Source organism: Xanthomonas axonopodis pv. maculifoliigardeniae, assembly GCF_041519315.1.
In the GTDB taxonomy this organism is placed as follows: Bacteria; Pseudomonadota; Gammaproteobacteria; order Xanthomonadales; family Xanthomonadaceae; genus Xanthomonas; species Xanthomonas euvesicatoria.
Map to the genome: position 1 here is coordinate 1,470,515 of NZ_CP167998.1, position 26,517 is coordinate 1,497,031.

The 26,517-nt window shown below is 66.1% G+C and carries 25 protein-coding genes and 2 other RNA genes; 4 read left to right on the forward strand and 23 right to left on the reverse strand.

The window, feature by feature from the left end; genetic code table 11:
* Positions 1-5 precede the first annotated feature (5 nt).
* The 12 genes from pdeM to ACDH77_RS06495 form a co-directional block, all read right to left on the reverse strand.
* Positions 6-650, reverse strand: a complete 645-nt coding sequence (gene pdeM / locus ACDH77_RS06440; protein WP_031421794.1) for a ligase-associated DNA damage response endonuclease PdeM — start codon at positions 648-650, stop codon at positions 6-8.
* Positions 640-3,141, reverse strand: a complete 2,502-nt coding sequence (locus ACDH77_RS06445; RefSeq protein WP_031421795.1) for a ligase-associated DNA damage response DEXH box helicase — start codon at positions 3,139-3,141, stop codon at positions 640-642. Before ACDH77_RS06445 ends, pdeM begins: the two co-directional genes overlap by 11 nt.
* On the reverse strand, positions 3,138-4,742 hold the full coding sequence (locus ACDH77_RS06450) for an ATP-dependent DNA ligase (RefSeq protein ID WP_031421796.1): 1,605 nt from the start codon (positions 4,740-4,742) through the stop codon (positions 3,138-3,140). Before ACDH77_RS06450 ends, ACDH77_RS06445 begins: the two co-directional genes overlap by 4 nt.
* Complete coding sequence (locus ACDH77_RS06455; RefSeq protein WP_029818981.1) at positions 4,739-4,972, reverse strand: hypothetical protein; 234 nt, start codon at positions 4,970-4,972, stop codon at positions 4,739-4,741. The genes ACDH77_RS06450 and ACDH77_RS06455 overlap by 4 nt, the downstream gene beginning before the upstream one ends.
* The gene (locus tag ACDH77_RS06460; protein ID WP_031421797.1) at positions 4,969-5,991 is read right to left on the reverse strand and encodes a ligase-associated DNA damage response exonuclease; all 1,023 of its coding nucleotides are present in this window, start codon (positions 5,989-5,991) and stop codon (positions 4,969-4,971) included. Before ACDH77_RS06460 ends, ACDH77_RS06455 begins: the two co-directional genes overlap by 4 nt.
* 243 nt (positions 5,992-6,234) lie before the next feature.
* A non-coding RNA gene (locus ACDH77_RS06465) (sX9 sRNA) lies at positions 6,235-6,309 on the reverse strand.
* A 61-nt stretch (positions 6,310-6,370) separates the two neighbouring features.
* Complete coding sequence (locus tag ACDH77_RS06470; RefSeq protein WP_008578205.1) at positions 6,371-6,736, reverse strand: hypothetical protein; 366 nt, start codon at positions 6,734-6,736, stop codon at positions 6,371-6,373.
* The gene (locus ACDH77_RS06475; RefSeq protein WP_014089701.1) at positions 6,733-7,290 is read right to left on the reverse strand and encodes a polymer-forming cytoskeletal protein; all 558 of its coding nucleotides are present in this window, start codon (positions 7,288-7,290) and stop codon (positions 6,733-6,735) included. The genes ACDH77_RS06470 and ACDH77_RS06475 overlap by 4 nt, the downstream gene beginning before the upstream one ends.
* A 233-nt stretch (positions 7,291-7,523) precedes the next feature.
* The gene (locus ACDH77_RS06480; protein WP_014089702.1) at positions 7,524-9,233 is read right to left on the reverse strand and encodes a diguanylate cyclase; all 1,710 of its coding nucleotides are present in this window, start codon (positions 9,231-9,233) and stop codon (positions 7,524-7,526) included.
* A 111-nt stretch (positions 9,234-9,344) separates the two neighbouring features.
* Entirely contained in the window at positions 9,345-9,671 is a 327-nt protein-coding gene (locus ACDH77_RS06485) for a hypothetical protein (RefSeq protein WP_008578208.1), read from the reverse strand.
* 229 nt (positions 9,672-9,900) lie between these two features.
* Positions 9,901-10,242, reverse strand: coding sequence for a hypothetical protein (locus tag ACDH77_RS06490; protein WP_003489455.1), 342 nt, complete (start codon positions 10,240-10,242; stop codon positions 9,901-9,903).
* A 122-nt stretch (positions 10,243-10,364) separates the two neighbouring features.
* A complete protein-coding gene (locus ACDH77_RS06495; RefSeq protein ID WP_046937576.1) occupies positions 10,365-11,540 on the reverse strand; it encodes a thiolase family protein in 1,176 nt (391 codons plus the stop codon).
* Between the two features lie 153 nt (positions 11,541-11,693).
* On the opposite strand from ACDH77_RS06495, the gene ACDH77_RS06500 reads away from it, so the two are divergent.
* Positions 11,694-14,531 carry a S8 family serine peptidase gene (locus ACDH77_RS06500; protein ID WP_338338682.1) on the forward strand — a complete coding sequence of 946 codons (2,838 nt, stop codon included), beginning with the start codon at positions 11,694-11,696 and terminating at the stop codon, positions 14,529-14,531.
* Between the two features lie 98 nt (positions 14,532-14,629).
* Here the strand turns inward: ACDH77_RS06500 and ACDH77_RS06505 are convergent, their stop codons facing one another.
* The 4 genes from ACDH77_RS06505 to ACDH77_RS06520 form a co-directional block, all read right to left on the reverse strand.
* Positions 14,630-15,730, reverse strand: a complete 1,101-nt coding sequence (locus tag ACDH77_RS06505; RefSeq protein ID WP_005924809.1) for a Glu/Leu/Phe/Val dehydrogenase dimerization domain-containing protein — start codon at positions 15,728-15,730, stop codon at positions 14,630-14,632.
* A gap of 156 nt (positions 15,731-15,886) precedes the next feature.
* Entirely contained in the window at positions 15,887-17,143 is a 1,257-nt protein-coding gene (locus tag ACDH77_RS06510) for a 2OG-Fe(II) oxygenase (protein WP_031421806.1), read from the reverse strand.
* A gap of 16 nt (positions 17,144-17,159) precedes the next feature.
* Positions 17,160-17,237, reverse strand: a non-coding RNA gene (locus ACDH77_RS06515) — sX9 sRNA.
* Positions 17,238-17,339: 102 nt separating this feature from the next.
* A complete protein-coding gene (locus ACDH77_RS06520; RefSeq protein WP_011346840.1) occupies positions 17,340-17,969 on the reverse strand; it encodes a M48 family metallopeptidase in 630 nt (209 codons plus the stop codon).
* Between the two features lie 278 nt (positions 17,970-18,247).
* Between ACDH77_RS06520 and ACDH77_RS06525 the strand changes: the two genes are divergently transcribed.
* A complete protein-coding gene (locus ACDH77_RS06525; protein ID WP_003489471.1) occupies positions 18,248-18,421 on the forward strand; it encodes a DUF1328 domain-containing protein in 174 nt (57 codons plus the stop codon).
* 157 nt (positions 18,422-18,578) lie between these two features.
* On the opposite strand, the gene ACDH77_RS06530 is transcribed toward ACDH77_RS06525, so the two are convergent.
* On the reverse strand, positions 18,579-18,833 hold the full coding sequence (locus tag ACDH77_RS06530) for a DUF2789 domain-containing protein (RefSeq protein ID WP_008578215.1): 255 nt from the start codon (positions 18,831-18,833) through the stop codon (positions 18,579-18,581).
* A 172-nt stretch (positions 18,834-19,005) separates the two neighbouring features.
* On the opposite strand from ACDH77_RS06530, the gene ACDH77_RS06535 reads away from it, so the two are divergent.
* On the forward strand, positions 19,006-19,272 hold the full coding sequence (locus ACDH77_RS06535; RefSeq protein WP_011346842.1) for a DksA/TraR family C4-type zinc finger protein: 267 nt from the start codon (positions 19,006-19,008) through the stop codon (positions 19,270-19,272).
* Positions 19,273-19,455: 183 nt separating this feature from the next.
* Here ACDH77_RS06535 and ACDH77_RS06540 read toward each other — a convergent pair whose 3' ends face one another.
* The 5 genes from ACDH77_RS06540 to ACDH77_RS06560 form a co-directional block, all read right to left on the reverse strand.
* Positions 19,456-20,049, reverse strand: a complete 594-nt coding sequence (locus ACDH77_RS06540) for a mechanosensitive ion channel family protein (protein ID WP_029818992.1) — start codon at positions 20,047-20,049, stop codon at positions 19,456-19,458.
* A 426-nt stretch (positions 20,050-20,475) separates the two neighbouring features.
* Complete coding sequence (locus tag ACDH77_RS06545) at positions 20,476-20,661, reverse strand: hypothetical protein (protein ID WP_008578219.1); 186 nt, start codon at positions 20,659-20,661, stop codon at positions 20,476-20,478.
* Positions 20,662-20,850: 189 nt separating this feature from the next.
* Positions 20,851-22,227, reverse strand: coding sequence for an Hsp70 family protein (locus ACDH77_RS06550; RefSeq protein ID WP_372353773.1), 1,377 nt, complete (start codon positions 22,225-22,227; stop codon positions 20,851-20,853).
* Between the two features lie 152 nt (positions 22,228-22,379).
* Positions 22,380-22,853 carry a peptidylprolyl isomerase gene (locus tag ACDH77_RS06555; RefSeq protein ID WP_031421807.1) on the reverse strand — a complete coding sequence of 158 codons (474 nt, stop codon included), beginning with the start codon at positions 22,851-22,853 and terminating at the stop codon, positions 22,380-22,382.
* A gap of 342 nt (positions 22,854-23,195) precedes the next feature.
* Positions 23,196-24,245, reverse strand: a complete 1,050-nt coding sequence (locus tag ACDH77_RS06560) for a cation diffusion facilitator family transporter (RefSeq protein ID WP_071117412.1) — start codon at positions 24,243-24,245, stop codon at positions 23,196-23,198.
* Positions 24,246-24,359: 114 nt separating this feature from the next.
* Between ACDH77_RS06560 and ACDH77_RS06565 the strand changes: the two genes are divergently transcribed.
* Positions 24,360-24,695: a zinc ribbon domain-containing protein YjdM gene (locus ACDH77_RS06565; RefSeq protein WP_011346848.1), complete on the forward strand. Its 336-nt coding sequence runs from the start codon at positions 24,360-24,362 to the stop codon at positions 24,693-24,695.
* Positions 24,696-25,243: 548 nt separating this feature from the next.
* On the opposite strand, the gene ACDH77_RS06570 is transcribed toward ACDH77_RS06565, so the two are convergent.
* A complete protein-coding gene (locus ACDH77_RS06570; RefSeq protein WP_031421809.1) occupies positions 25,244-26,362 on the reverse strand; it encodes an alkene reductase in 1,119 nt (372 codons plus the stop codon).
* Between the last annotated feature and the right edge of the window lie 155 nt (positions 26,363-26,517).

Here is a 26,517-nt window from a genome sequence, read left to right on the forward strand (position 1 = left end):
ATTGGCTAACGCACCGGCAGTGCCAGCGCATCGCCTTCCACGCAGGCAACCAGGCGCTCGCCTTCGGCCAGCGTCGGCACGATGCCTGCGGTGAACTGCGAGAACGCCGGCAGGATGGTGACGCGCTCGCGCAACCAGAACGCCGGCCAGCGCCGCGACAGCCCCGGTAGCTTGGCCAATGGATGCAGATGCCCGCACAGCACGTGGCCGCTGGGATGCGGCAACGGGTCGTGGCGCAGCACGAACGGGCCATCTTCGACCTGTTCGCCGGCCGCTTCGATGTGCAACTCCGCACCGGCCAGGGCGCGGTCGTGATTGCCGCGAATGGCGATCACGCGTAACGCGCAATGCCGTTCGCGCCATGCGCTCCAGCGTCGGTGCCAGGCCGCGCGTGGGGCAGGGCCGTGCAAGAGGTCGCCCAAAATCCATAGCGCCTGGACATCGCGTTGATCGAGCAACGCATCCAGCCGCTCCAGATCGTGCGCGGTGCCGCCGGCCGGCAAGCCGATGCCGGCACGTCGGAACACATCGGCCTTGCCCAGATGCAGATCGGCGATCAACAGCGCACGTTGTGCCGGCCGATACAACGCGCGTTCGCCGAGCAATTCCACGGTTTCGCCGGCCAGCTGCAGCTGCACGCTATCGCCCATGCTTGCGCTCCAGTTGTTGGGCAGCGCGCAAGACGCGGGCCTTCCAGTCTTCGGTACTCAGTTGCCCACGCACGCGTTCTGCCCACAGCGGAAACGATAATGGTGTGAGGCTGCGCGGTTTGCACAGGCGCAACGCGCGGCGCGCGCAGTCTTCCAGCGCATGTGCAAGCCGCGCCAGTTCGAGCTGGCCTTCGAACACTTCGCGTTCGGCCTGGGCGAGCAGCAGGTGATCGGGGTCGAAGCGTTGCAATACGTCGTACAGCAAGCCGCTGGAGGCCTGCAGCTGACGCAGGCTGCGCGGCGCACGGCCAGGCAACGAGGGCGACAACAATCCCGCCACGCGCGCGATCTCGCGAAATTGCCGGCGCGCCAACTCGCCCAGATTGAGGCTGTCGCGCAGATCGTCGAACAGGCCCACCGGCGAGAGCAGGGCTTGCAGTACATCGGCATCGATGTCGACATCCTGCGCCGGCGACAGCACAAATCCATAGTCATTGGCAGCGAAGCTGAAGGTATTGCGTTGGCGCCGGCCCCAGCGTGCCGCGAGCAACGCGGCCAGGCCTTCGTTGACCTGCCTGCCGGCGAAGGGGTAGACGAAGACGTGGCGGCCGTCGCGCGCCTTGACGCTTTCCACCAGCAGATGGTCCGGCCCAGGCAGCGAAGAAAGCGAGCCTTGCAGGTGCAGCAACGGCGCCAGTGCCTGCATCTCCGGCGCATCGCCAGGGTCGGCGAACACCGCTTCCACCTCGCGGCCCAGCGCCGACGACAACGGCATGCGCCCGCCCATCCATTTCGGCACCACGCCACTGCCGCCCTTGGCCACGCGCACGTAGGCGGTCATGTCTTCCAGGCGCACCAGTTCCAGCAGGCGGCCGGCGAACTGGAAGCGGTCGCCGCGGCGCAGGCGGCCGATGAATTGTTCTTCCACCGCGCCCAGCCGCCCGCCGCGCAGGAACTGCACGCGCACGCTGCCGTCGCTGGTGATCGTGCCGATGGACAGCCGGTGCCGCAGCGCGACGCGTCGGTCGATCACGCGGTACAGACCCTCGTCGTCGCGCACCACCTTGTGGAAGTCCGGGTAATGCGCCAGCGCGCTGCCGCCTTGCACGATGAAATCCAGCACCGCGTTCCAGGTGGTTTTCTCCAGCGCGGCGAAGGCATCGGTACCGCGCACTTCCTCGAACAACGCATCGGCGTGGAAGCCGCCGCCGAGGGCGAGGGTGACGCAGTGCTGCGCCAGTACGTCCAGCGACAACCGTGGCGGTGGACGCGCTTCGATATGGCCGTGCACCAGCGCGCGACGTGCCGCGGCGTATTCGACCAATTCCAGCGCATGCGAAGGCACGCACACCACGTGCCCGGATTCGCCGGGGCGATGGCGTGCGCGCCCGGCGCGTTGCAGCAGGCGCGCGATGCCTTTCGGGCTGCCGACCTGCAGCACCTGATCCACGGCCGGGAAGTCGACGCCCAGATCCAGGCTGGAGGTGGCGACCACGCAGCGCAGGCTGCCGTCGGCCAGCCCGCGTTCGGCGGCCGCGCGTAGCGATGGATCCAGCGAGCCGTGATGCAGCGCCAGCGTGGTCAACTCCTCCGGCCACACCGCGCTCAAGGCCTGATGCCACAACTCGGCCTGCGCGCGCGTATTGGTAAACACCAGGCTGGTGCGCTGTTGCATGATCTTTTGCAGCACGCGCGCCAGTTGCGCCAGACCAAGGTGGCCTGCCCAGGGAAAGCGCTCGCCACTGTCCGGCAGCAAGGTTTCAAGCGTCATGGTGCGCGGTTTGACGCCGGAGACCAGCGCCGCCTCGGGGCAATGCGGCAACAGCACATCGCGTGCCTGCGATAAGTTCCCAAGCGTCGCCGACAGCCCCCAGATGCGCAGGTGCGGCGTCCATCCGCGCAAGCGCGCAAGACACAATTGCAGCAACACGCCGCGCTTGTTGCCCAGCAGCTCGTGCCATTCGTCGACGATCACACAGCGCAATGCCGACAGCTGCGGCGCGGTATCCGGATACGACAATAGCAATGCCAGCGATTCGGGCGTGGTGACCAGCACGTCGAGCTTGCCGCTGCGTGCCAGCCGCTTGTCGCGCGCGCTGGCATCGCCGGTACGCAGGCCCACCTGCCAATCCAGCCCCAATGCGTCCACCGGCTCGCGCAGCGCGCGTGCGGTGTCGGCGGCCAGTGCACGCAGTGGCGTGATCCACAACACTTGCAGATTGCGTTGCGGCTGGCGGCGCGCAGGGGAGGTGGGTTTGCCCGGTTTGCGCGGGGATTTGCGCCCACGCGCGGCCAATGCCTCCAGTAACGGCCCGCCAAATGCCGCCAGCGTCTTGCCGCTGCCGGTGGGCGTATGCAGCAGGCCCGATTCGCCGTCGAGATAGCGCTTCCACACATCGCGTTGAAACGGCAGTGGCGCCCAGCCGCGCTGCGCGAACCAGGCACGCCACTGTTGCAGTGGCGTGCCATACGTGTGCTGCGTGACGCTCACCGCGCCAGTGCCTGCAGGGTGCTCAGATGATCGGCTTCGGCCATCGGCTTGTCGTGACGCCAGCGCAGGATGCGCGGGAAGCGCACCGCGATGCCGGACTTGTGCCGCGCGCTGCGGTTCACCGCTTCAAATCCCAGCTCGAACACATGATGGGCGGTGACCGCGCGCACCGGGCCGAAGCGCTCGGTGGTGTTGGCACGGATCCAGCGATCCAGTTGAAGAATTTCCTTGTCGTCCAGGCCCGAATAGGCCTTGGCGATCGGCACCAGTTGGCCCTCGTGCCATAGCCCGAAGGTGTAGTCGGTGTAGAGCGTGCTGCGTCTGCCGTGGCCGGCCTGCGCGTACAGCAGCACCGCGTCGATGGTCAGTGGGTCGATCTTCCATTTCCACCAATCGCCGCGACGGCGACCGGATTGATACACCGAACTGGCGCGCTTGAGCATCAGCCCCTCCACGCCGCGTTCGCGCGCTTCCACGCGCACGTGCGCTGCGGCCTGCCAATCGCTGACCTGCACCAGCGGCGAGGCAACGATGCGCGGATCTGCCAGCGTGGCGAGCACGCCTTCCAGCAGTGCGCGCCGCTCCTGCAACGGGCGCTCGCGCAGGTCTTCGCCCGCCAGTTCCAGCAGGTCGTAGGCCACCACGCGCGCCGGTGCGGCGGCCAAGGTCTTGGGCCCGGGCTTGAGCCGCTGGATGCGCGTCTGCAACGCGGTAAACGGCATTGGCAGGGGCTGTTCGGGTTGCCAGGCCAGCAGCTCGCCATCGATGACGGTGCCGTCCGGCAATTGCAGTGCGGCGTGTTCGATTTCGGGGAAACGTCCATCCAGACGCTCTTCGCCGCGCGACCACAGCGCCGCTTCGCCGGCGCGGCGAATCAGCTGCAGGCGGATGCCGTCCCATTTCCATTCCAGCAGCCAGTCGTCGATGGGGCCCAGCGTGTCGACCTCCGCTTCCAGCGGCGATGCCAAAAAGAACGGATAGGGCTGCTGGCGGTCGCCGGGCAGTTCTTCGCTGGTCAACAGGTCTGCAAGATAGGTTGGATGCGGCCGCCAACTGCCGAGCATGCGCTGCGCAATGCGCGCGATATCCACGCCCGACAATTCGGCCAGCGCCTGCTGCACGAGCCGTTGCGACACCCCAACCCGCAATGCGCCGGTCAGCAGCTTGTTGAACACCAGCCGCTCGTCGAAGGCCAGGCTGCGCCACGCCTGCACGATGCAGGCCTTGCGGACTTGCACGTCCTGGTTGGCGATCGGCAGCAGCCGCTGTTCGATCCATTCTGCCAATGGCAGATCGGCCGCCTCGGCGACCGGGTCGTCCAGCAGCAAGGCCAGGGTTTCGGCCAGATCGCCGACATGGTCGTAGCTGTCGGCGACCAGCCAATCGGCAACGCCGGCGGTGTCGGTGATCCATTCACGCAGTTCGCCGCTGCTGGCAATGCGCATGCGCGCGCTGGCCACCTTGCCACCGGCCAGCAGATACAGCGCCCATGCCGCGTCCAGCGCGGGCGCATCGCGGAAATACGCAACCAGCGCAGCGCGCTTGTCGAGCGTGCCGGTGCTGCGGTCCAGGGTGCGGTACAACGCCGCGAAACGCTTCACGGCAGCGCCTGTGTCGCTGCGCGCCTGTCGGCAGCACGCAGCTCCAGTGCGCGTCGGGTAAACGCGGCAAGCACGCGTGGGCGCCGCAGCGGTCGCGGTGGGCCGATGGTGGCCGCTGGCGCGTTGCGATGCACGCAAAACGCCAAGGCATGACGGCGGAACGCGAGCGCGCCGCTCAAGCGAATGCGCGGACGCGCGCGAACGTAACGACGTGCGGGCAGCGGGTTCATTCCTCGGCTCCGAAATCGGTGCGGAAGGCTTCTGCTGCGACGCCGCGTTCCCGCAAGTGTTGGATCAATGCATCGGTATTGCCATGGGTGGCAATGACGCGCTGCGCGCCGGTTTCTTCGATGGTGCGCAGCAGATCGGGCCAGTCGGCATGGTCGGAGACCACAAAGCCCCGATCGTAATTGCGCCTGCGGCGATTGCCGCGGATGCGCATCCAGCCGGAGGCAAAACCCTGCTGTGCGCTGCGAAAACGGCGGATCCAGGCGCTGCCGGCCGCCGATGGCGGCGCGATGACCAATTGCCCGGCATAGTCGGCGCCGCGCGCATGCTCGCTGACCGGCTGGGTATCCAGCATCGGGATGCCCGCCTGGCGATAGACCTCCACACCCGCCGCGACCGCGCCATGCAGCAATGCCGGCTGCGTCTCCCACGCGCGCAATTCGGCCAATACGCGCTGCGCCTTGCCCAGCGCATAGCAGTACAGGATGGCCGCTTCGCCGCGTTCGGCGCATTCGCGGCGCCAGGCAGAAATATCGGCCGCAACCTGGGAGGTGTCGGGCCAGCGGTACACCGGCAGGCCGAAGGTCGCTTCGGTAATGAAGGTGTCGCATGGCACCACTTCGAACGGCTTGCAGGTGGGGTCGGGTTGGCGCTTGTAGTCGCCGGAGGCGACCCAGACCTCGCCATCCACTTCGATGCGCACCTGCGCCGATCCCAGCACGTGTCCGGCCGGATGCAGCGACACGCGCGCACGCCCCAACTGAAACGCTTCAGCGTCCGCATGCGTGTGATAGACCTGTTCGCCCAGACGCCATTGCAGGATGGACAGGCTCTCGCGCGTGCAGTGGTACTCGCCCATGCCGCTGCGGGCGTGGTCGCCGTGACCATGCGTAATCACCGCGCGCGGCACCGGCCGCCACGGGTCGATATGGAAATCGCCTTGCGGGCAATACAGGCCCTCCGGCCCGAGCACCACCAGATCGCCGCGTGTGTGAGATGTCTCATCGTTGCCGTTGCGCATGCGGCAACTCTGGCCAAGCCGGTGTGCAGATCCTGAGAATGGGAACCGCGTGCGGCGGTGCCTTCGCGCGGCGCGCGCTTACCGGCAGGTGCCACTCCCTCGCGAGCAGCCGCCGGACGGGCGTGGACGGTGCGAGGAGGCTACGGGTGCACGTGGCACATACCAATGAACTCACCGCCACGTTCGTCCGGCAGTGCGCGTTTAGAGTGTTGGCGGCCGCGTGGATCGTGGACGCCTCAGAGCGGCCAACAAAACGTAGCGAGCGGCCGTCAGGTGGCGTGGACGCTACGAAGGAGCCGCGGTGTACGCGTGGTACATGCCGATTCCGAGCACCGGCCGCGCCCGCCTGGCCGCTGCGCAGTCGTTTTGTCAGCTGTTCTCAATGCCGCGTACGCCGCCCGGGCGAACGCACCGCGCTCGCTTCCACCGCCAGGGTGAAGCCGCGTTCTTCGCCGCCGTGCATGGCGCCGACATCGACCACCTGGCGACGGATCTCCTCGCCCTTCCCGTTGCGCACCACCACCACCACCGTGTATTCCCACGGATCGCCGTCGGCCGGGTGGCGGATGGTGCCGTCGACCTTGAGCGGCACGATCGGCGCCGGCTGCGCGTGTTGCGCAGCCGCCGAATCGAAGCGCAGGTGGTGCTTGCACGCAGGGCAGACGCTGGCGCTTTCCAGGATCGTCGCCTTGCAGTGCGGGCAGCTGCGCGTGGCGCCGGGCGTGCCCGGGCGAGGTGCACTCATGTGGCGTCGCTGTCTCCGCTGACCACTGGCTTGCTGGCAGTGACCGGCTTGCCGCCATCATCGCCCCAGCCGAAATCGGCCTGGCCGCGCATGCGCGCACCCGAGGCCACCGTGAGGCTGCCGGCCTTGACATCGCCGACCAACACACCGGACGTCTGCAGTTCGACCTGCGCGGCAGATTCGATGTTGCCCTCCAGCTCGCCGGCGATGATCACCTTGTTGGCGCGCACGCCGCCATTGAGCTTGGCGCCGCGTTCGATGGTCAGATCGCCCTTGACGTTGACATCGCCCTTGAAGCGGCCGGCCAGACGCACATGGCCGGCGCCTTCGATCTTGCCTTCGATGCTGATGTCGGCAGCGATCAGCGACTCTTTCGCTTCGCTGTGACGCTGCGTGGCCACAGCTGCCGGCGCGACGCTGGGCGCTGCGGCGGCGGGCACCGGCGGCGCGGGGCTGGCCTCGGCGGTGAAGAGCCTGCCATCGGCCGCAGGAACCTCGGGGGTGACCGGAACGCCGTCTTTCTTATTGGGACCTTGATCGCGCCACATCGACATCGGACTGCCTCGCTTTAGGGGTCGAGGCCGACTATCGCTGCGCAACTGGATCTTTTGTGTGACGAACTCCGCAAACCGGGATGGACGGCGCGCGTTACGAAGCTGTCGGCAAACGCTGCGAGCAGCCGTCAAGTGGGTGCGCGCGGCGCACCAGGGCCACAGTCTCCGCGTGCTACCTCCCGGCTTCGGGCGCGGCCGCGCCTGGCTGCCCGCCGTGGCCTTGTCAGCTGCCTTCAGTCCGCACTGTCTGTAGCAGCACCGTATCGCTCGACCCGGTTGCGCCCAGCATGCTTGGCACGATACAGCGCTGCGTCGGCTTTCTGGATCAGGCTCGCACCCTGTTCGCCATCGGCAGGGAAGCTGGCCACGCCGATCGAGGCAGTCACCTTCGGCAAGGCGCGCGCACCGTCGCTGACCGCCAGCGCGGCGATGTAACTGCGAATCTGCTCGGCCACGCGCATGGCTTCTTCGCCATCGGCTTCGGGCAGAAGGACGGTGAATTCCTCACCGCCGTAGCGGCATGCCACATCCTCGGCGCGCAGGCGGGTCAGCAGCAATTCGCCCACCGCTGCCAGCAACAGGTCGCCGCCGGCATGGCCCTGGCTGTCGTTGAACTGCTTGAAATGGTCCACGTCCAGCATCAAGACCGACAACGGCAGACCACGCCGTGCGCACCGCGCCAACTCGTGGCTCAGCGATTCTTCCAGATAGCGGCGGTTATACAGCCCCGTCAGCGCATCGCGGATCGACTGCCGGCGCAGCGACTCGCGCAGGCGCAGGTTGCTCAGCGCCAACGACAACTGTTCGGCGGCCGCCTCGGCGATTTCCAGCCGCGGCATCGGCCCCGGGCCGGCGGCAGACAGGAACAGAAACCCGAGCTGGGTGCCTTGCGCCGACATCGGCAGGCACGCGGTGGTGACGGATGCATCGTGTGCGGGTTCTTCGATATGCGCACACAGCGCATCCCGGCCCAGGTCTTGGACGATATGCGGCTGGCCGCGGCGCAGCGCCCAGCACTGCTCGGGCGACAGATGCGGCGCGCTGCGCACCAGCGGCTCGCCCCAGTGGCTGATCGCCTCAGCGCGGTCCTGCGAGGCGCGCAGCAGGTACACGCTTCCCGCCACGCCCGGCAGCAGGCCGGCCAGGGTACGGCTGCTGACCATCAACGCTTCTTCGGCACTGATGCAGCTCTGCAGCAGGCCGGTGTAACGGCTGAGCAGGTTGAGATCGGCGGTACTGCGCTGCAGTGCCTCGATGCTCTCGCCCAACTCGCGATTGGCCTGCGCCGCCAGCTGTTCTGCCTGCGCGCGGTGGCGCAGTTCGCGCATCAACAGCGCATAGACCATGCCCACCACCAACAGCCCGAACGGAATGCCGGCCAATGCCAGTGCCAGCAACAGGTTGGCGCTTTGTTCGCTGCTTCGCGCGCGTTGTGCCAGCAGCTCCTGTTCGCGCTGCACCATCGCCAATGCCAGCTCGCGGATCGCGCTGGTGGTGCGGAAGGCGCTCTGCCGGATGTCGGCACGTGCCGGCTCCAGCCCACTTTGCGTATAAATGTCGAGCACGTGCTGAATCTGCCGCAGGCGGGTTTCCACCAGCCGTTGCAACTGCGCCAGGTGCTGCTCCTGTGCGGGGTTGTCGACGATCAGGCGGCGCAGGTTGTCCAGCAGGATCGGCAGACGTTCGACACTGGTTTGGTAGCCCAGCAGGTAGGCGTCGTTGCCGGTGAGCAGGAAGCCGCGCTGCGCCGACTCGGCATCGAGCAGGCGCGCCTGGATCTCGTCGACCCGCCCGATCACCTCGTGGGTGTGCGACACCAGCGCGGCATCGGCCAGCGAACGGCGGGCACCGACGAAGATGCCGATTCCGATGACGACGAAGATCAGCGCAGAAAAAATCAGCGCCAGCTGGTTGCGGCGGCGCGACGTAAAAGAAGAGGACATATGCGAATGCTAGCCTGCCGGCCTCGACAACACGAGCCATCCGTCGGCCGAGACAAGCGCGCCGGCACATGGCCGGCGCGTTGCGGGTGCTGCGAAAGGGGGGGGACGGACTCAGTGCTGCGCGTGGTCGGCGTCGTGCTTGTCGGCATTCTGTTCGGCCTTGTTGGCCATTTCGCGCGTCTTGTCGGCGGTGGCATCGGCTGCATTGGCGGTGGCGCGGCTGGCGTCTGCGGCCAATTCGCGCGCAGCCACGCGTGCGTCGGCGGTGGCGGCCTTCGCTTCCACTGCCGCGCGGTCGGCGGCCTGTTCGGTCGCGGCGGCGGCGTGCTTGGCGGCAGAAGCGGCATCGCGGCGGGCCTGCTCGGCGTCCGGGCCCTGACAGGCAGCAAGGGTAAGGGCGGCGATGGCGTTCAACGACAGCATGTGGATCGTCTTCATGGGTGGTCCTGTTCCTGTTCCGGTGTTGGAAGCCGGAGCTTATGCAGGAGGCGATGCAGTCTGCGTCAATGCGCAGCCGGCCATTCAGCCGCCGGGGAGACAGGCGCAATCTCGCAGGTTGTTCGTGTTCCTGTCGGCGGGCACGGCGTGCGAGGTTTGAATCGCAGGCAAAGAAAAAGCCGCTGGAAACCAGCGGCTTTTTCCGAACTCGCTTGGAGTCAAGAAGTGATTACTTCTTGGCTTCTTCTGCGGTGTCCTTAGCAGCCTTGGCGGTGTCTTCAGCCGTCTTGGCAGCGTCGGCAGCCTGGTCAGCAGCAGCGTCGGTCGCGGCGCCGGAAGCAGCCTGAGCAGCGTCAGCAGCGGTGTCGGCCGAAGCAGCAGCGGTGTTGGCAGCAGCCTGAGCGGCGTCAGCCGACTGCGAGCCCGAGGCAGCAGCCTGGTCGGCAGCGGTCTGAGCGTCGGCAGCAGCTTCGTTAGCCGAAGCAGCAGCGTCCTGAGCCTGTTCCGGCTTCGAGCAAGCGGTCAGGGCCAGGCCCAGAGCCATTGCGATCAGCAGCTTGTTGATGGTCATTGTTTCAATCCTCGTCGTTAGATTAGGCAACGCGCTATTGCGCGCCCCCGACATGATGACGGCCACAAGACGAGTGTCAAGCGCACGCGCATTCAGTTTTGCAAAATCGCCGTTAAAGATAATTAAATCAATTCGATAGCGATGGCGGTCGCTTCGCCGCCGCCGATGCATAGCGTTGCGATTCCGCGCTTGCCTCCGCGGCTGCGCAACGCGTTCACCAATGTCACCACCAAACGCGCGCCGGATGCACCGATCGGATGACCCAATGCGCAGGCGCCGCCATGCACATTGACCTTGTCGTGCGCGATGCCAAGTTGCTTGATTGGCGCCATCGCCACGACGGCGAAGGCTTCGTTGATTTCAAACAGGTCCACATCGTCCAATTGCCAGCCGAGCTTGCCGAGCAGCGATTGAATCGCAGCGACCGGTGCGGTGGTGAACCATTCCGGCTCCTGCGAGTGGGTGACATGGCCGACGATGCGCGCCAGCGGCGTCACGCCGCGGCGTTGCGCGTCGTCCGCGCTCATCAGTACGGTGATTGCCGCGCCATCGGAAATACTCGAGGAACTGGCCGCGGTCACGCTGCCGTCCTTCTTGAAGGCTGGCTTCAACGTCGGAATCTTGGCCACGTCGGATTTGCCCGGCTGCTCATCGCTGTCCACGACGACTTCGCCCTTGCGCGTGGCGACCGTCACCGGCACGATTTCGTCGGCAAACGCGCCGCTGCGCTGCGCCGCCTGCGCGCGTTCCACCGAGGCGATCGCGAACGCATCCTGGTCGGCGCGGCTGAAGCCGAACTTCTCCGCAGTGGCTTCGCCGAATACGCCCATGGCCTGGCCGTCATACGGGTTGGTCAGGCCGTCCCAGGCCATGTGATCGACCGCCTGGAAATTGCCGTAGCGGTTGCCGGTGCGCGAGTTGGGCAGCAGATGCGGGGCATTGCTCATCGACTCCATGCCGCCGGCCACCACGATGCTGGCCGAGCCGGCCCTGATCAGGTCGTGTCCCAACATGATCGCCTTCATGCCCGAGCCGCACACCTTGTTGATGGTGGTGGCGCCGGTCGAGGTAGGAATGCCTGCGGCAATCGCGGCCTGGCGCGCAGGTGCCTGGCCGAGATTGGCCGGCAGCACACAGCCGACGATGACTTCGGAAATATCGGCAGGCGCGATACCCGATTGCGCGAGCGCCCCCCGGATGGCAGCCGCGGCAAGCGTGGGTGCCGGCACCGCGTTGAATTGGCCGAGGAACGAGCCGATGGCAGTACGTTTGGCAGCAACGATGACGATGTCGGACATGAGCAGATACCGTTTAAAGTGAAACGATTATCTGCCTCATGGCGGCGCCGCGCCAGCACGCGCCCCACGCGCACGCTTTCCGATTAAAGTAAGCAAAGCGTTATTCGGGCCCGATTGGGCCCCATCCATGGAATGGGTTCGGGGAGAACACCAATGAAGAAGCAAGACGTCGCCAGGACCGTGCTGGCCTCGGCGCTGGCTGTTGCGTTGACCGCGTGTGGCGGTGGTGGTGGCGGAGGTGGTATCCGTCCAAGCACCCCGGCCGCACCGCCGGTGACCTCGCCACCACCGCCTCCGCCGCCAACATCACCGCCGCCACCGGTGACAACGCCAACGACGCCGGAGCCGGCGATCGATGCGCATCTGGCGCTGACCAACGCGCGTGCGGCTCAGGCGCTTGGCTTTACCGGCGCGGGGTACCGCATCGGTGTCATCGATACCGGCATCAATGCCAATCATCCGGCGTTGCAGGGACGCGTCAGCGACAGCTTCATCTATGTGGATCCACGCACCAACAACACCGCAGTGGGCGATGTGGTCGGGCACGGGACCGTGGTGGCCGAGCTGGCCGCCGGGCGTGCGGTCGGGCAATGGCCCGGCGGCATCGCGCCGGGTGCGGGCCTGGTGTCTGCGCGCATCATCAGCGACCGTGCGCCGGACGATGACGGCAGCGGCGACGGCAACGAGGTCGATGAACCGCTCGGTCTGGGGCCGGTGCATGCCGATCTGATCAGTGCCGGTGTGCGCATCATGAACAATTCGTGGGGCGGCCTGTATTGGAACGACCCGACGGTGACCAATCAGATTGCCCAGGAATACCGCCCTTTCATCCTCAGCAACGATGGGCTGGTGGTGTTCGCGTCGGGCAATGAATCGCGCTCGCAGCCCTCCGATACGGCGGCGCTGCCCAGTCAGCCTGGCCCGAACGGGACGCTACCGGCGGCCGATCTGGAGCGCGGTTGGTTGGTGGTCGGCGCGCTGGATACCGCCAACCCGACGCAACTGGCGTCGTACTCCAACGCCTGTGGTGTGGCGATGCGCTACTGCCTGGTCGCGCCAGGCACTTCGCTGTTCATCGACCCGGACGCCACTGCCGGCAACATCCGTTATTTCTACGGCAGCGGCACCTCGTTCGCAGCGCCGCTGGTCTCCGGTGCGGCTGCGCTGGTGTGGCAGGCATTTCCGTATTTCAACAATGATCTGGTGCGCCAGACGCTGCTGGGAACCGCCACCGACTTGGGGGCTGCGGGCGTGGATCCGGTCTTCGGCTACGGCCTGCTCAACGTCGGCAAGGCAGTATTGGGGCCGGCACGCTTTGATTGGGGCACGGTGGATGTCAATGTCACGACCCTGCGTTCGACCTGGGCCAACGACATCAGTGGCACCGGCGGCCTGACCAAGCGCGGCACCGGCACCTTGGTATTGAGCAGCACGGCCAATACCTTCAGCGGCGACACCCAGGTCCTTGGCGGCACCTTGCAGACCGCCAGTTTGCAGAGTGCGCGAGTGAGCGTCGCCAATGGCGCGCGCCTGGTTGGCGCGGGCAACATCGGTGGTCGGGTCGACAACGCCGGAACCTTGCAGGTCAACGGCGCGACCGCCTCCATTGCCGGCAACTACACGCAGGCCAGCAATGGTCGCCTGGCACTGAATGTGGGTGACCGGTTGAATGTCGCGGGCACGGCGACCATCGCCGGCGACCTGCAATTGCTCGGTCGGCGCGACTATGTCGCCAACAACACGACCTACGCGGTGCTGCAGGCGACCAATGGCTTGCAAGGCACATTCGACACGCTGAGCAGCGGGCCGGCGGTGACCTTTCTGAGCGCCACGCGCAGTTACGACGCCAACACCGCGTATGTGTCGCTGCAGCGCATGGATGTCACCGCGGTCGCTGCGTCGCTGGGCGCGATCGGCACCGCGTCGATGGATTCGGCCATCCGCGTCGAGCAGGCGTTCCAGCAGGTTGATGCGCAGCAGTTCCAGGGCAATGGTGCGCTCAGCGGCGGCTTCATTCGCGCTGCAGCTGCCTTGCAACAATCGCCAACCGCCAAGGTCGCGGCGGATTCGCTGCGCAGCCTGTCCGGCCGTGCGCATGCCGACTCTGCGGCGATGACCTTCGACACCATCGATCTGGGTCGCCGCGCGCTGGCAGCGCATTTCGATGGGCTCTCGCAACAGCCGCGTCTGTTGGGCAACTGGCAACGGGCACTCGGCGGGCCGGGCGAGGGCGGTGCAACTACTTCGGGCTTTGCCACCTCCGGCTGGATGATGGGCAACGATGTGCGTCTGGCTTCCGGTGCGGTCACCGGTTTTGCGTTCGGCGAAACGCGCTCCAGTAGTCTGGGCGACCTGGATGGGGCACGCGGGCGCGATCGTCAGGTGCAGGCGCAGCTGTATTGGGGCACGACATTGGGCGCTGCGTACACGCTGGGCCAGGTGGGCTTTGGCAACGTCAATCGGCAGATCGAGCGCACCCTGCAGCTGGGCGAAGACCGCAGCAGCGCCTTCAGCGACTACAGCGGCAGTTACCTCAGCAGCAATCTGGAAACCGGGTACCGCCTGGGTGGCGCGCATGCAAGCCTGACGCCGTATATGGGCCTGGATTACGTGCGTTTGCGCAGCGACGGTTTCCGCGAAAGCGGCGGCGATGGCTTCGGCTTGCGTGCCGACGCGAGTACGTCATCGCGCACGCAGGCGCTTGCCGGTGTGCGATCGGCGTATCGCTGGCGCGGTATCCAGCTGGGCGGCTATGCGGAATGGCAGCAGGCGCTGAGCAGCGATGGCTTGACGCTAGATGCCAGCTTCGTGGGGGTGGATGCGTGGGCGCCGCTGCGTGGCATGCAGCCCGCACGTTCGGGGGGTCTGTTCGGCATCACCGCTGCAGCACCGCTTGGCCAGCAGAGCCAGCTGCGTTTCGGTTACGACCAGCGGGTGGGCGAGCGCGGCGACGACCGTGCGTTGAGCCTGAAGTACAGCGCCGATTTCTGATCGGCGTGCATGACGCCCGGGCGCAATGCCCGGGCGTGGCGTTTTCAGCGGCAATCTCGTACTGCGCTGATCGCTACGCCCAATCTATCTGTTGCCAGTTACTCGCCGCGTAGTTTGTGCAGGAAGCGCGGCGCAGTACGACCCAGCGGCAGCTTGAGTTTGCTGATGGCCTCAATGCGCGCTTCGGCAATCTGATCGGCCGCCTGCTGCGGCGAAACGTCCAGCTGCGTGGATAGATCGAAGACCTTTTCCAGGTTGTGATAGATGCTGCGGATCAGCCGCATCGCACGCTCACGGTTGTAGCCGTCGATCTCCAGCGACACATTCATCACCCCACCGGCATTCACCACGTAATCGGGTGCATACAAAATGCCGCGCCGGTGCAGCTCTTCGCCGATGGCGGCGCTGGCAAGCTGGTTGTTGGCGGTGCCGCAGATGATCTTGGCCTTGAGCTGCGGCAGCGTGTCTTCGTTGATGGCGCCTTCCAGCGCGCAGGGAGCAAATACGTCGGCCGATACCTGATGGATTTCATCCGGGCGCACCGCTTCTGCGCCGTATTCGGCCACTGCGCGGTCCACCAGCGCCTGATTCAGGTCGGCCACATAGAGTTTTGCGCCGCGCTCCTTGAGCAGCTTCACCAACTCCATGCCGATATGGCCCAGCCCCTGGATCGCAATGCTGGCCTTGCCGACTTCTTCGTGGCCGAGCTTGCGGTTGAGCGAGGCCATCAGTGCCTGCAGGGCGCCGTAGGCCGTGAACGGGGCAGGGTCGCCGGAGCCGCGGTGCACCTGGTGCACACCGGTGACGTACTCGCTTTCCAGGTAGATCTGCTCCATGTCATTGACGTCCGTGCCGACGTCCTCGGAGGTGATGTAGCGCCCGCCGAGGGTATCGACGAACCGGCCGAACGCGCGGAACAGCGCTTCGGTCTTGTCGGTCCGAGGGTCGCCGATGATGACCGCCTTGCCGCCGCCGACATTCAGGCCGGCCAGGGCGTTCTTGTAGGTCATGGTGCGGCTCAGCCGCAGCGCGTCGTTGAGTGCCGCCTCGCTACTGGCATAGGGGCGCATCCGCACGCCACCCAACGCTGGCCCAAGGCGCGTGCTGTGCAGGGCGATGATCGCCTTGAGCCCGGCGTCGCGGTTGTGACAGAAAATCACCTGCTCGTGGCCGGTGGTATCGAGGGTTTCGAAAAGCATCGAAGGCTCCGCGGGGCTGCGTGATGTGCCTTCCCTGAAGCCGGGCGTGCACCCGTGCCGTGGGAAACAAAAAACGCGACGTTTGCAGATCCTGTCCGATCACGTCGCGCTGCAACATTTTAAACCACGTCGGCAGGGGGGTGTGTATGAATCTGTTCACCAATCCCGGTAGCGTTGCTGGCGGAACCACAGCGTCCCCAACCATTTGCTGCCTGCCGTGACCGGCAGGCCGGCGTGCAGCGAATCGGCGTCCGGGCGGCCATCGGCATGCAGGTTGTCGAAGCAGACCAGTGTGCCGGGACGTGGCCGCACGCGAACGCCGGCGACCGGGAATTCGGTCTCGCCACCGGCGCCGACGTCGTTGAGATAGACGCAGACGGTGCGCTGGCGGTTGCCGGCGGTGGGGCGGTCGGCGGCGATCGTTCCGGGCGGCAGGTAGTCACGGTGCGCGCGGTACTGCTCGCCCGGTGCGTAACACAACACCGAGAGTGGTTCTGCGTGGGCGAGCGGGAGCTGCGCGCAGGCCGCCAACCGCGACTGTGCGGCACGCGCGGCGAAGTCTTCGATGATGGGGTCCAATGTCGCGCCGTGGCTGGTGCGGACCGGCGCGCGCCCGGTGCTGGCATCGTTGGGATCGATCACCTTCGAGGCACGCAGATGCGGTCGCGCCAGCAGCATGAGCAAGCGGCATTCGTCGGCCGACAGGACTGCGGCATATTCTTCGATGCGTGGGGCTGTGTGGCGTCGCACCGGGCCAACACGCGGCGCGAATGCGATGCGGTGACCGGCGGTGTCGTCTGCGGGGTCCGGCGGCGCGACGTCCACCGGCGGTAGCGCGGTCATGCCCAGGGGCTGCAACTGCTGCAAGAGCTGTGCAGCGGCATCGGGCTGGGGCGGCACGCCTTCGCCGCGCAGCAGGCGCTCGGCCAACAGGGCGGCCGACACGGCATCGCCGCCGGCCGCCGCGCGTTCCAGCAAGGCGACGCACTGCCGTTGCCGCTCCGGATGCGCCACACGTCCGTGCTGGATGGCGATGGCGCGTAGTGCTGGCGGGTAGTCGGCATTGGCTGCCGACTGCAGTCGATCCTGCGCAGTGCCGGCCAGGGTCAGCGGCTGCTCTCCCACAGCCAGGGTCGCCAGCAAATAGCGTGCTGCTGCCGCGCCCTGCCGCTCGGCCAGCTCCCAGTGCGCACGCGCCTGACCGACGTCCACCTCGCAACCGACGCCATAGGCCCGCATGCGCCCGGCTTCGACCTGCGCCAGCGCATCGCCGGCGGCCGCGCTGCGCAAATACCAGACAAGCGCTTCTTCCGGTTGGCCGGCACGCACCAGCGCCTGGGCCAGCGCGTTGATCGCGCCGGGTTGCTGGCGTTGCGCCGCGCGGGTGAGGTCTGCAAAAGAGGAGGGCTGCATGCGCGCATCCTAAAGTGGCCAACACCACGTGGCGAGCGGTCGTCAGGTGGAGGTGGGCGGCGCGCTCGGAACTGCAGTGTACGAGAGTGTGCGAAGGAGACTTGCCGATTCCGGGCACCGATGGCGTGCGCGCCCGCCTGTCGGTGAGCGCAGTGGTTCGGTCAGCCGCGCCAAGTCCTGCGCGTGTCCTGCACGCTCAGCGATCGCCAGACAGGGCTAATTGCGTCAGATACAGGCGCAGATCGAATTCCAGCTGATGGTAGTCCGGAGTCATGTGGTTGCAGAGCTGGTAGAAGGCCTTGTTGTGATCGGCCTCCTTCAGGTGCGCCAGTTCGTGCGCCACGATCATCTGCAAGAACGGCTCCGGCGCGTCGCGAAACACCGACGCGATGCGGATCTCGCGGCTGGCCTTCAGGCGGCCGCCGTGCACGCGGGAGATCGCCGTATGCGTGCCCAGGGCGTGCTTGACCACGTGCAGATGATTGTCGTACGTCGCCTTGTGCAGGGTCGGCGATGAGCGCATGTAGCGCTCTTTCATCGCCTTGACGTACTCGTAGAGATGGCGATCGGTGCGGATCGCGTGCCGGTCGGGGTAGCGTCGCGCCAGTACGGTGGCGAGTTTGTCCTGGGCGATCAGCTCGCGCACCTGATCCAGGACGGCGGGCGGGTAGCCGGTGAGGTAGCGAAGAGTGTCCATGGCGATCTGTCGCGGGCAGGCGCGCATGATCGCCGATGTGTCGGCCACTGACCAATCCATCCGTGCAGATGCGTGACTACGAACCAGCCGCGCATGCGCGCTGAGAGTCGATGCGGCAAGCGCGTGCATCTGTTGCGCCCAGTGCGGCTTGCACGATGCCATGCGCATGTGGTGTTTCGTCGTGCAAGGACGGCCCCGCGCGCAGCTGCGATGATCCCTCCAGGGGCGCGTGCGCTCGCGTGGACACGGCGCTTCCTCTCTGAATGCAACGCGTGTATTGCAGTGTGTGTCAGGCGTATTCACGAGTGCGGCACATTCGAATCGGTAGCGTGCGGTGCATGTTCTGCGGCGCTGCGCCGCAAGCACACGATCGAACAACGGCACGGTGCCGATGAGGAGACAACATCATGATCAAGTGGGCCATTATTTTCGCAATTATCGGCTTGATCGCCGGTGCGCTGGGCTTCGGCGGCATGGCCGGCGCGGCGATGGGTATCGCCAAGTTCCTGTTCTGGGCGGGCATCATCATCGCCATCGTGCTGTTCGTGCTGGGCATGACGATTGCCAAGAAAGTGACCTGACGCAGGTTGCACGGCCGGGCACGCGCGTGGCTGCCCGCTGTCCTGCCTGCGATGCAAAGGAGCGGCCCATTGGCCGCTCCTTTTTTTCACCAATGCGCTGGCAAGCATGTCAGCCGCAGGCGATCTCAAGCGTGGCGCACGCGAGCGCGTGCCTGGCTCAAACGCCGGTATCGTCGGCAGTGGTATGCAGGGCGATATTGAGCTGATCGATGGTCACGATCCAGTCGGCATCGTCGAGGCGTTCTTCACGCAATAGCTGGGATTGGGCAGGCGTCCAGAACGGCGCTTCTTCCAGGCGCATATCGCCCGGCAGCGGGGAGTGCTCGGCAATGAAGCTGCGAATGCTGGCTTCGTCGGACGGCAGGCCAAGCTGGGCGAAGAGTTCGGAAAACGGGTGGACGGGCTGTTCCATTGCTGTTCCTTCGTGGGTGCGGATGGCGGAGTACTGGTCACTGCCGCGCGCGGCGGCCGGCGGTGTTGATTTGATGCTAGTTCAACCAGCTTGAGCGTACTGTGCACACGCGGCTTGGATTTGCCTGCGCGAGTGACCATATATGTGTCCAGACCAGCGAGGTATGGCGATCATGGCGACCGGATGGGCGGGTGATGGAGCGGTACAGGACCAGATCGATGCCACTGTCGACGATGCGATCAAGCGCGCGCGGAGTCAGTTGCATCACGGCCCGAGCCTGACGCACTGCGAAGAGTGCGAGGCACCGATTCCCGAGGCGCGCCGCAAGGCGGTGCCCGGCGTGCACTTGTGCGTGCACTGCCAAGAGGCGCATGACCTGGAGCAGGCTGGGCAAAGCGGCTACAACCGTCGCGGCAGCAAGGACAGTCAGCTGCGTTGAGTGGCTGATGGGTCATGCCCGCGATGCGACCGCGACTGCAATCCCCGCAGACGGCGCCGCTATCGCAAGCGTGCGCCGCAGTGGAGCCTACTGCGGTCGTCGAAGGTTGCCGCTTGCCGATATCGCCGTGTATGGGTTCTGCCACTGGCGAACTCGCCGCAGTACCGCGTCTTGGCCTTGCGCCTAGTTGGCGTTGAAGCTGCCGGTCTCGCGCCAGCGACGCGTCGTGCGCTGGAAAAACAGGCTGTTGGGAACTTGCAGTACGCTGCCGGCACGCTCGCCGGTTTCTTCCAGCGTGGTGTAGATCACGTTGATATCGATCACACGTCCCTTCAAGCCGGGCTTGTCGCCGCCTTCGAGAACCTCGATGTGATCGTGCAGGCGAAATGGCCGCGTGGTGATGATCAGGAATGTGCAGAAGATATTGGACAGCACGCTCCATGCAGCGAAGAACGCCACTGCGCCGACGGCTGCGAACCCGGTGAATGCGGTCCACAACGTGCCGCCCGAGACGCCGATGACCCGTAGCACCATCAGCAAGGCACTGACCGAAATGACGAAGCTGCCGACGCGGCGGATGCCGATCATCATTTCGGCGGGCACGCTGTAACGCGTGCACAGCCGCCGCAGCAACTGCCGGAGCAGCAGGCGGACCAACGCGGCAACTGCCAGGATCAGCACGATCTTGACCGTCGGTACCGCAATCGCCAGCCATTCGGGATTCCAATGGGGCAACAGGCTGCGGATCATGGCGGGCAACGCATCGGAGGCAGGCATCACGGCGTGCAGAATCAAAGGGGAATCCATTGTAGCGGGCCAACTCTGCGCTGTCGGTGTGCAGAGTGAATGCATGCTCGTCTGCGAACGCAGAAGTGCGGCAGATTGCATGCGTTCAATGCATGCCTACGCGCGCATGCGGATGGAGTCGTGGGTACACGCCTGGAGTTTTTGCGCGGATGCAGTGCAAGGCGCCGACGCGTCCGCAGCGTTCGGTTGCCACGCATCGGCGGCCTGTGCGAAGTCATTGTGCGGGTCATCGCCAGAAGCGACACGAGGTCGCATTGGAGTTGCAGTCCTGCGCGATGCGTATGAATGACATCGGCGGACGCCAGACACAAACATGCCACCTTGCGGTGGCACGTTGATACAACAATCCAACTTCGCGGCAACATGCATTGCAAACCTGCCGCGGTGTTGGTGGCGTTAGGCGCTCTTGTCGCCGTCGTTGCGCGCCGGGCCGAAGTTGGTGGTGAGCACTTCGATCCGGCCGCCGGTCTTGCGGAACGCGGCGATGTCGGCAGCGATGCGCTCACGACTGAGCGGCTGCGACTTACCTTCGCTGCGAGCGATGCTGGGCTGGGATTTCTGCTTGGTCGCGGGACGTGCCATGTGGCCTCCTGTAGCGGGGAAGTGCGGTGACACCGCGTGCGGCTAGGGTGGCGCGCGCGGAAGCGGTGTCGAGAGTGCGGCGGCGTTCGGTGCGCCGTCGCGGCGGCACGGTGTACGTGCCGTTGCAGGCAAGACGACGGGGCGTCGAGCAGCAACCGCGCATTATAGGGGATGACGTTGCAGCGCGTGTTAATCGTCCGACGAGTGGACTACCTGCGCGGCAGCCCAGGCCAATCCCTGGACCACACCGAATGACGGATCGCCATGCACCAGGCGCGATTCGGGGAACGCAGCGGCCACGGTCTCGCGGATGTAGCCCGCCCGCGACATGCCGCCGGTGAGGAACACCGTCGTCGGTGCGGCGGCCATGTCGGCGCGCACCTGTGCCAGCAGCCCTGCCAGTTCGCCCAGATAACTGGAAGCGGACCCAACCAATGCATCGGCCTGCACCTCCACGCTCAGGCCGCGCTCGATGAAGTCGAGCGCGGCCTGGTGCCGATCCAGCTCGCTGAGCGCGATCTTGCAGGCTTCCACGCCGCGGTACAGGCGCGCGGTGTTGCCGGTGTCCTGCAAGGCCTGCAGACGCTTGTCGAAGGGGGCGGGCACCTCCTGGTACTTGTGCAGGCGGAATTCGCGCTGTCGCGTCATGTCTTGCACCATCGCCGCCTCCACGTAATGGTGGGTGGGCACGCGCGTGATGCCGCGGCCGAACAGGGGCATGTAGGCCGCCAGGCTCAACGCCAGATCGATATCGGTGCCGCCACGCGCGATGCCCCAGGCACGGTGTACCTGCGGCGCAGCGCTGCCGCCGACGCTGGCATGGGCAATGTCGGTGGTGCCGCCGCCGATATCCACCACCACGGTGTCGTGGCGGCTGTCATGGCTGACGTGGTAATGCATCGCCGCCGCTGCAGGTTCTTCGAGAAAGTCCACGCTGTCGAAACCGGCGGCGATCGCGGCGGTCTGCAGGATCTCCAGCGCCTGCGCATTGCCGGCCTCACCGATCGAACTGCGAAATTGCACCGGCCGGCCCAGCGTGGCGTGACGGATGTTGATGTCGAACTGGCGCGAGGCTGTCAGCCGGATGTGTTCCAGCACATGGGTGGCGATGCCGGTAATGGTCTGGCGTGCGCGCGGATGCAGGTTGTAGCCCAGCATCGACTTGGGGCTTTGCACCAGGCTGCCTTCGCCTTCGAGAAAATACGCATCCAGCGCTTCGTCGCCGTAGACGGCGTTTTGCAGCAGGGCGGCGGAACTGCGTGGCTCACGCACCTGCTCTTCCATCCACTGCCGCCGCACGATGCGGATCGCATCGCGGCGCAGGCTGTCGGTGTTGGGGGTGCGGCCGGCGGCCAATGCATCGCGGCGGCCCGAGTCAATGAGCCGCTCTACCTCGTACTCCAGCGCTGGCGTCAGGCTGAAATCGTCCGGGTCGCGCATGGTCTCGGGAAAATACACCGTGGTGCGGAACTGCAAGGCCTCGCCGAAGCGCACCGGCACCACTTGCCCATCGACGATCGCCGCGGCGGCGGAGTTGCTGGTACCGAAGTCGATGCCGAGTTTCATGCAGACAGGCCTGGGAGCGGGCCGCGCACTTTACTACGCCCGCCGCACCTGCCGTCGAGATCGGCAGCGTCGGTGACGCCATGGCCCAGCGCGAGCGCTGTGTTGCGCACTGGCCCGCGCCGCAGCCAGGAGGGCGCGCGGCGCGCGCCGGGTCAGGCGGCCAGCTCGGCCACGTGACCGTCGTTCAATTCCTGCGTGGTGGCCTCGCGCACTGCCACCACCTCGACCGCAAAGTGCAGGGTTTGCCCGGCGAGCGGGTGGTTGCCGTCCACGGTGACCTGATCGGGGCCAACCTCGGTCACCGTGACCAGGACCGGGCCCTGCTGCGTGCGCGCCTCGAACTGCACGCCGGGTACCACGTCGACATCGCTCGGAAACGCATCGCGCGGTACCTGCTGGATGAGCTGCTCGTGGCGCGGGCCATAGCCCTGTTCGGGCACGACGTCGGCGGTGAACGTATCGCCCAGCCGCTTGCCTTCCAGTGCCTGCTCCAGGCCGGGCACGATGTTGCCGGCGCCATGCAGATAACTCAGCGGAGTGTCGGGCGTGGAGCGGTCCAGCACTTGGCCGTTGTCGTCGGAAAGGGTGTAGTGGATGGTCGCAACGCGACCCTGGCTGATTTCCATTGGAAACCTCCATGAATGGGTGATCGAGGGGAATGCATCGGCTGATTCACGATGCGAAGAGGTGCCGCACGCACACCGTAGGCAATCGCACCGGATCATGCAACCGCAGCCAGGTTTGCGGTTGAGGCGGGGATCAGCTTGGCGGCACAACCGCCACGGCCAGGCTCGCGCCGGCTGCCTCAGCGCGAAGACGGAGTGGAGCGTGGAGTGCGTTGGGCCGACCGTCCGCGGCGCGATCGGCGATTGCGGCGTTGGCGCTGCGTTCGATGGACTAACGCGCAGCGACGCGGTGACCCACGGGCATGCTTCACGACATCTGCATGCCGCACGCTTCGGTCTCCCTCAGTCCGGCGCTGCTCCGCTCTCGATCTGCGCACGCCGTGCACGCCAGGTTTCCGGGGTCTGCGGCTTGATGAACAGTGCGGTGAGCTCGGGATGTTGCTGCTTGGCGGCGGCTTCGATCCGCCCGACGCAGGCCTCGATCTGCGGTGTGGTGCGGCTGTCTTCGAACTCGGCGCTCAACGCCGCCACCACCTGGTTGGGGCCCATTTGCATGGTGAGCACGCCATTGGCCGCACGCACGTCCGGGTCGCTGGCGGCGATGCGCAGTAGCGAGTCGGTAACATGCGCATGCGCCGGCTCGCCGATCAGCAGGCCCTTGGTTTCGCGCGCCAGCAGGAACGCGGTAAACGCCAGCACGCCGGCAATGCCGATCGAGGCGATGCCGTCGAGTTCGGGCATGTCGAACAATTGCGCTCCGGCCAGGCCGAGCAGTGCCATCAGCAGGCCGATCAACGCAGCGCTGTCTTCCAGCAACACGGTGAAGGTGGTGGGGTCCTTGCTCTGGCGAAATGCCTGGAAATAGCCCATGCGGCCTTTCTTGGAGCGAAATTCGCGCACCGCCACCACCCATGAAATGCCTTCGAACACGATCGATACGCCGAGCACGCAGTAGGCAATCAGATGGCTCTTGGCCGGCTCGGGGTTGCGTAAATGCACGATGCCTTCGTACAGCGACACGCCTGCACCCATCGCGAAGACCAGCAGGGCGACGATGAAACTCCAGAAATACAGCTCGCGCCCGTAACCGAACGGATGGGTCGGGGTGGGCGGCTGCGCAGCGCGGCGCAAGCCATACAACAGCAGCACTTCGTTGACGGTGTCCACCAGCGAATGCACGCCCTCGCTGAGCATGGCCGAGCTGCCGGAAATGCCGGCGGCGATGAACTTGGCCACGGCAATGGCCAGATTGCCCGCCAGTGCCACGTACACCACCACGTGCGAACCCTTGGGCTTGCCTGGGCCATTGTCGCTGGCGGCGGGGTCGCTTTGTTGGGTGTGAGGGGAGGGCGGCGTTGTGCGCGGGGGAGTGGACACTGGCTGATTGGACACGCGCGACCTGCGGGGCATTCGACAAGCGCCGCACTATCGCCCCATCCCCGTGCCGGGTGCGTGATCGCGCACCCGGGCGGCTACAATCCACGCCCGCTTCGATCAAGGAATTGCATGCCTACCGTCCCCGCCTGTCCGCAATGCGGACTGGAAAACACCTATGCCGACGGCGCGATGTCGATCTGCGCCGACTGCGGCTTCGAATGGAGCGCAGGCGATGCCGCGGCAGACACGACGGTGGTGCGCGACAGCAACGGCAACGTGCTGCAGGCCGGCGACACGGTGACCGTGATCAAGGATCTCAAGGTCAAGGGCTCTTCGATCCCGCTCAAGCAGGGCACGGTGATCCGCAACATTCGCCTGGTCGAAGACGATGCCGAGCACATCGAGGGCAACTCGGAAAAGATCAAGGGCCTGGTGTTGAAGACCTGTTTCCTGCGCAAGGCGTAAGCGCGGTGACCCTGTGGCGCGGCAGTGTGCGTTGGCGCGAAGCTGGCGCGCGCTATGGCCCCAATGCGCAGCGCACCTGCGGATGGGCAGTGCAGGCCCGTTGCGCTAATCGCGCGGATACACCGCCGCCACCATGCAGCCCTGTCGCATGCGCGAGAGCCTTGGCAATGAGATAGCTGCATCATCGGCAGCGTTGGCGTACTGGCAATCGCGACGGTTAGCGCGCATGCGCCGCTGCGAAATCACGTGTGGTGATGGGGTGGCGTTGCGGATCAGATGATGCAGGGTGACGAGTGTCGGGCGCGCATGGCAACCGGCAAAAAACTCGATGCCAATAACGCACGACCAGGTGCGCGCAGGCGATGTGCAGGATGCCGGCAGCGGTCCGCCTGGCAATCACCGAGCGGCCGCATGGCCAGCGGCGCGCATGCAAGACCGGTCGCTGCTTATCGGCCAACAGCAAGCATGCAGTGCATCGGCGTCACCCACGGCAACCGCACCGTGCCAGCCGGCAGGTGCGGTCGCCTGGTCAGCGGCCGATCAGGCGATTACTCCGGCAAAGCGGGGTAGTCGGTGTAACCCTTGGCACCGCCGCCGTACATGGTGGCCTGGTCGATCTCGGCCAGCGGCGCGTTCTCGCGCAGGCGACGCACCAGGTCCGGATTGGCGATGAACGGGCGGCCATAGGCGATCGCATCGGCGTAGCCGCTGCTGATGGCCTGTTCGGACATGCCGCGGTCGTAGCCGTTGTTGGCGATCCAGGCGCCGTCGAACTTGGCGCGCAGCGCGGCATAGTCGAAGGCGATGTTGTCGCGCGGGCCGCCGGTGGCGCCCTCGATCACGTGCACGAAGGCCAGCCCGCCGATCAGGTTCAGGCGCTCGACCGCACGTTCGAACAGCGGCTGCGGGTCGGAGTCGTGCGCGCCGTACACCGGGGTCACCGGCGACAAGCGCACGCCGGTGCGCTCGGCGCCGATTTCATCGGCAATCGCCTGCACCACTTCGGCAAGCAGGCGGGTACGGTTTTCGATATCGCCACCGTAGGCATCGGTGCGCTGGTTAGAGCTGTCGCGCAGGAACTGGTCCAACAAATAGCCGTTGGCCGCATGCACTTCCACGCCGTCGAAGCCGGCATCGATCGCGTTGCGCGCCGCGATGCGGTAGTCCTCGATCAAGCCGGGGATTTCATCCAATGCCAGCGCGCGCGGCTCGGACACGTCCTCGAATCCATTCTTGGTGAAAGTCTTGCCTTCGGCGCGAATGGCGCTGGGCGCAACCGGCACTTCGCCCGGCGGCAGCACACTGGTGTGCGAGACGCGGCCAACGTGCCACAGCTGCAGCACGATCTTGCCGCCGCGGCGATGCACTTCGTCAGTGACGGCGCGCCAGCCCTCGATTTGTTCCTTGGTGTAGATGCCGGGCGTATCGAGGTAACCCTGGCCCAGCGGACTGATCTGGGTGCCTTCGGCCACGATCAGGCCGGCGGTGGCGCGTTGGCCGTAATACTCAGCGGCAAGCGGCGAGGGCACCTGGCCGGCGACCGCGCGGTTGCGCGTCAGCGGGGCCATGATCACGCGGTTGGCAAGCTCCAGCGCGCCCAGGCGCACCGGCGAGAACAAGGGGGATTGTGTGGATTTGGACATCAGCAACCAGTCGAAATTGATCACGCGCCAGGCGCGACGCCGCGCCGATCGCGGTGCCCGGTAGCGATGGTGGCGGACTCAAGCAGATTCGAGCGATGCAGATAGGACACAGCGTCCCTGTCGCGTCGAAAGCGTGGCAACTGTGATGGAGTGGGCGCTGGCGCTGAACCGCCCCTGGT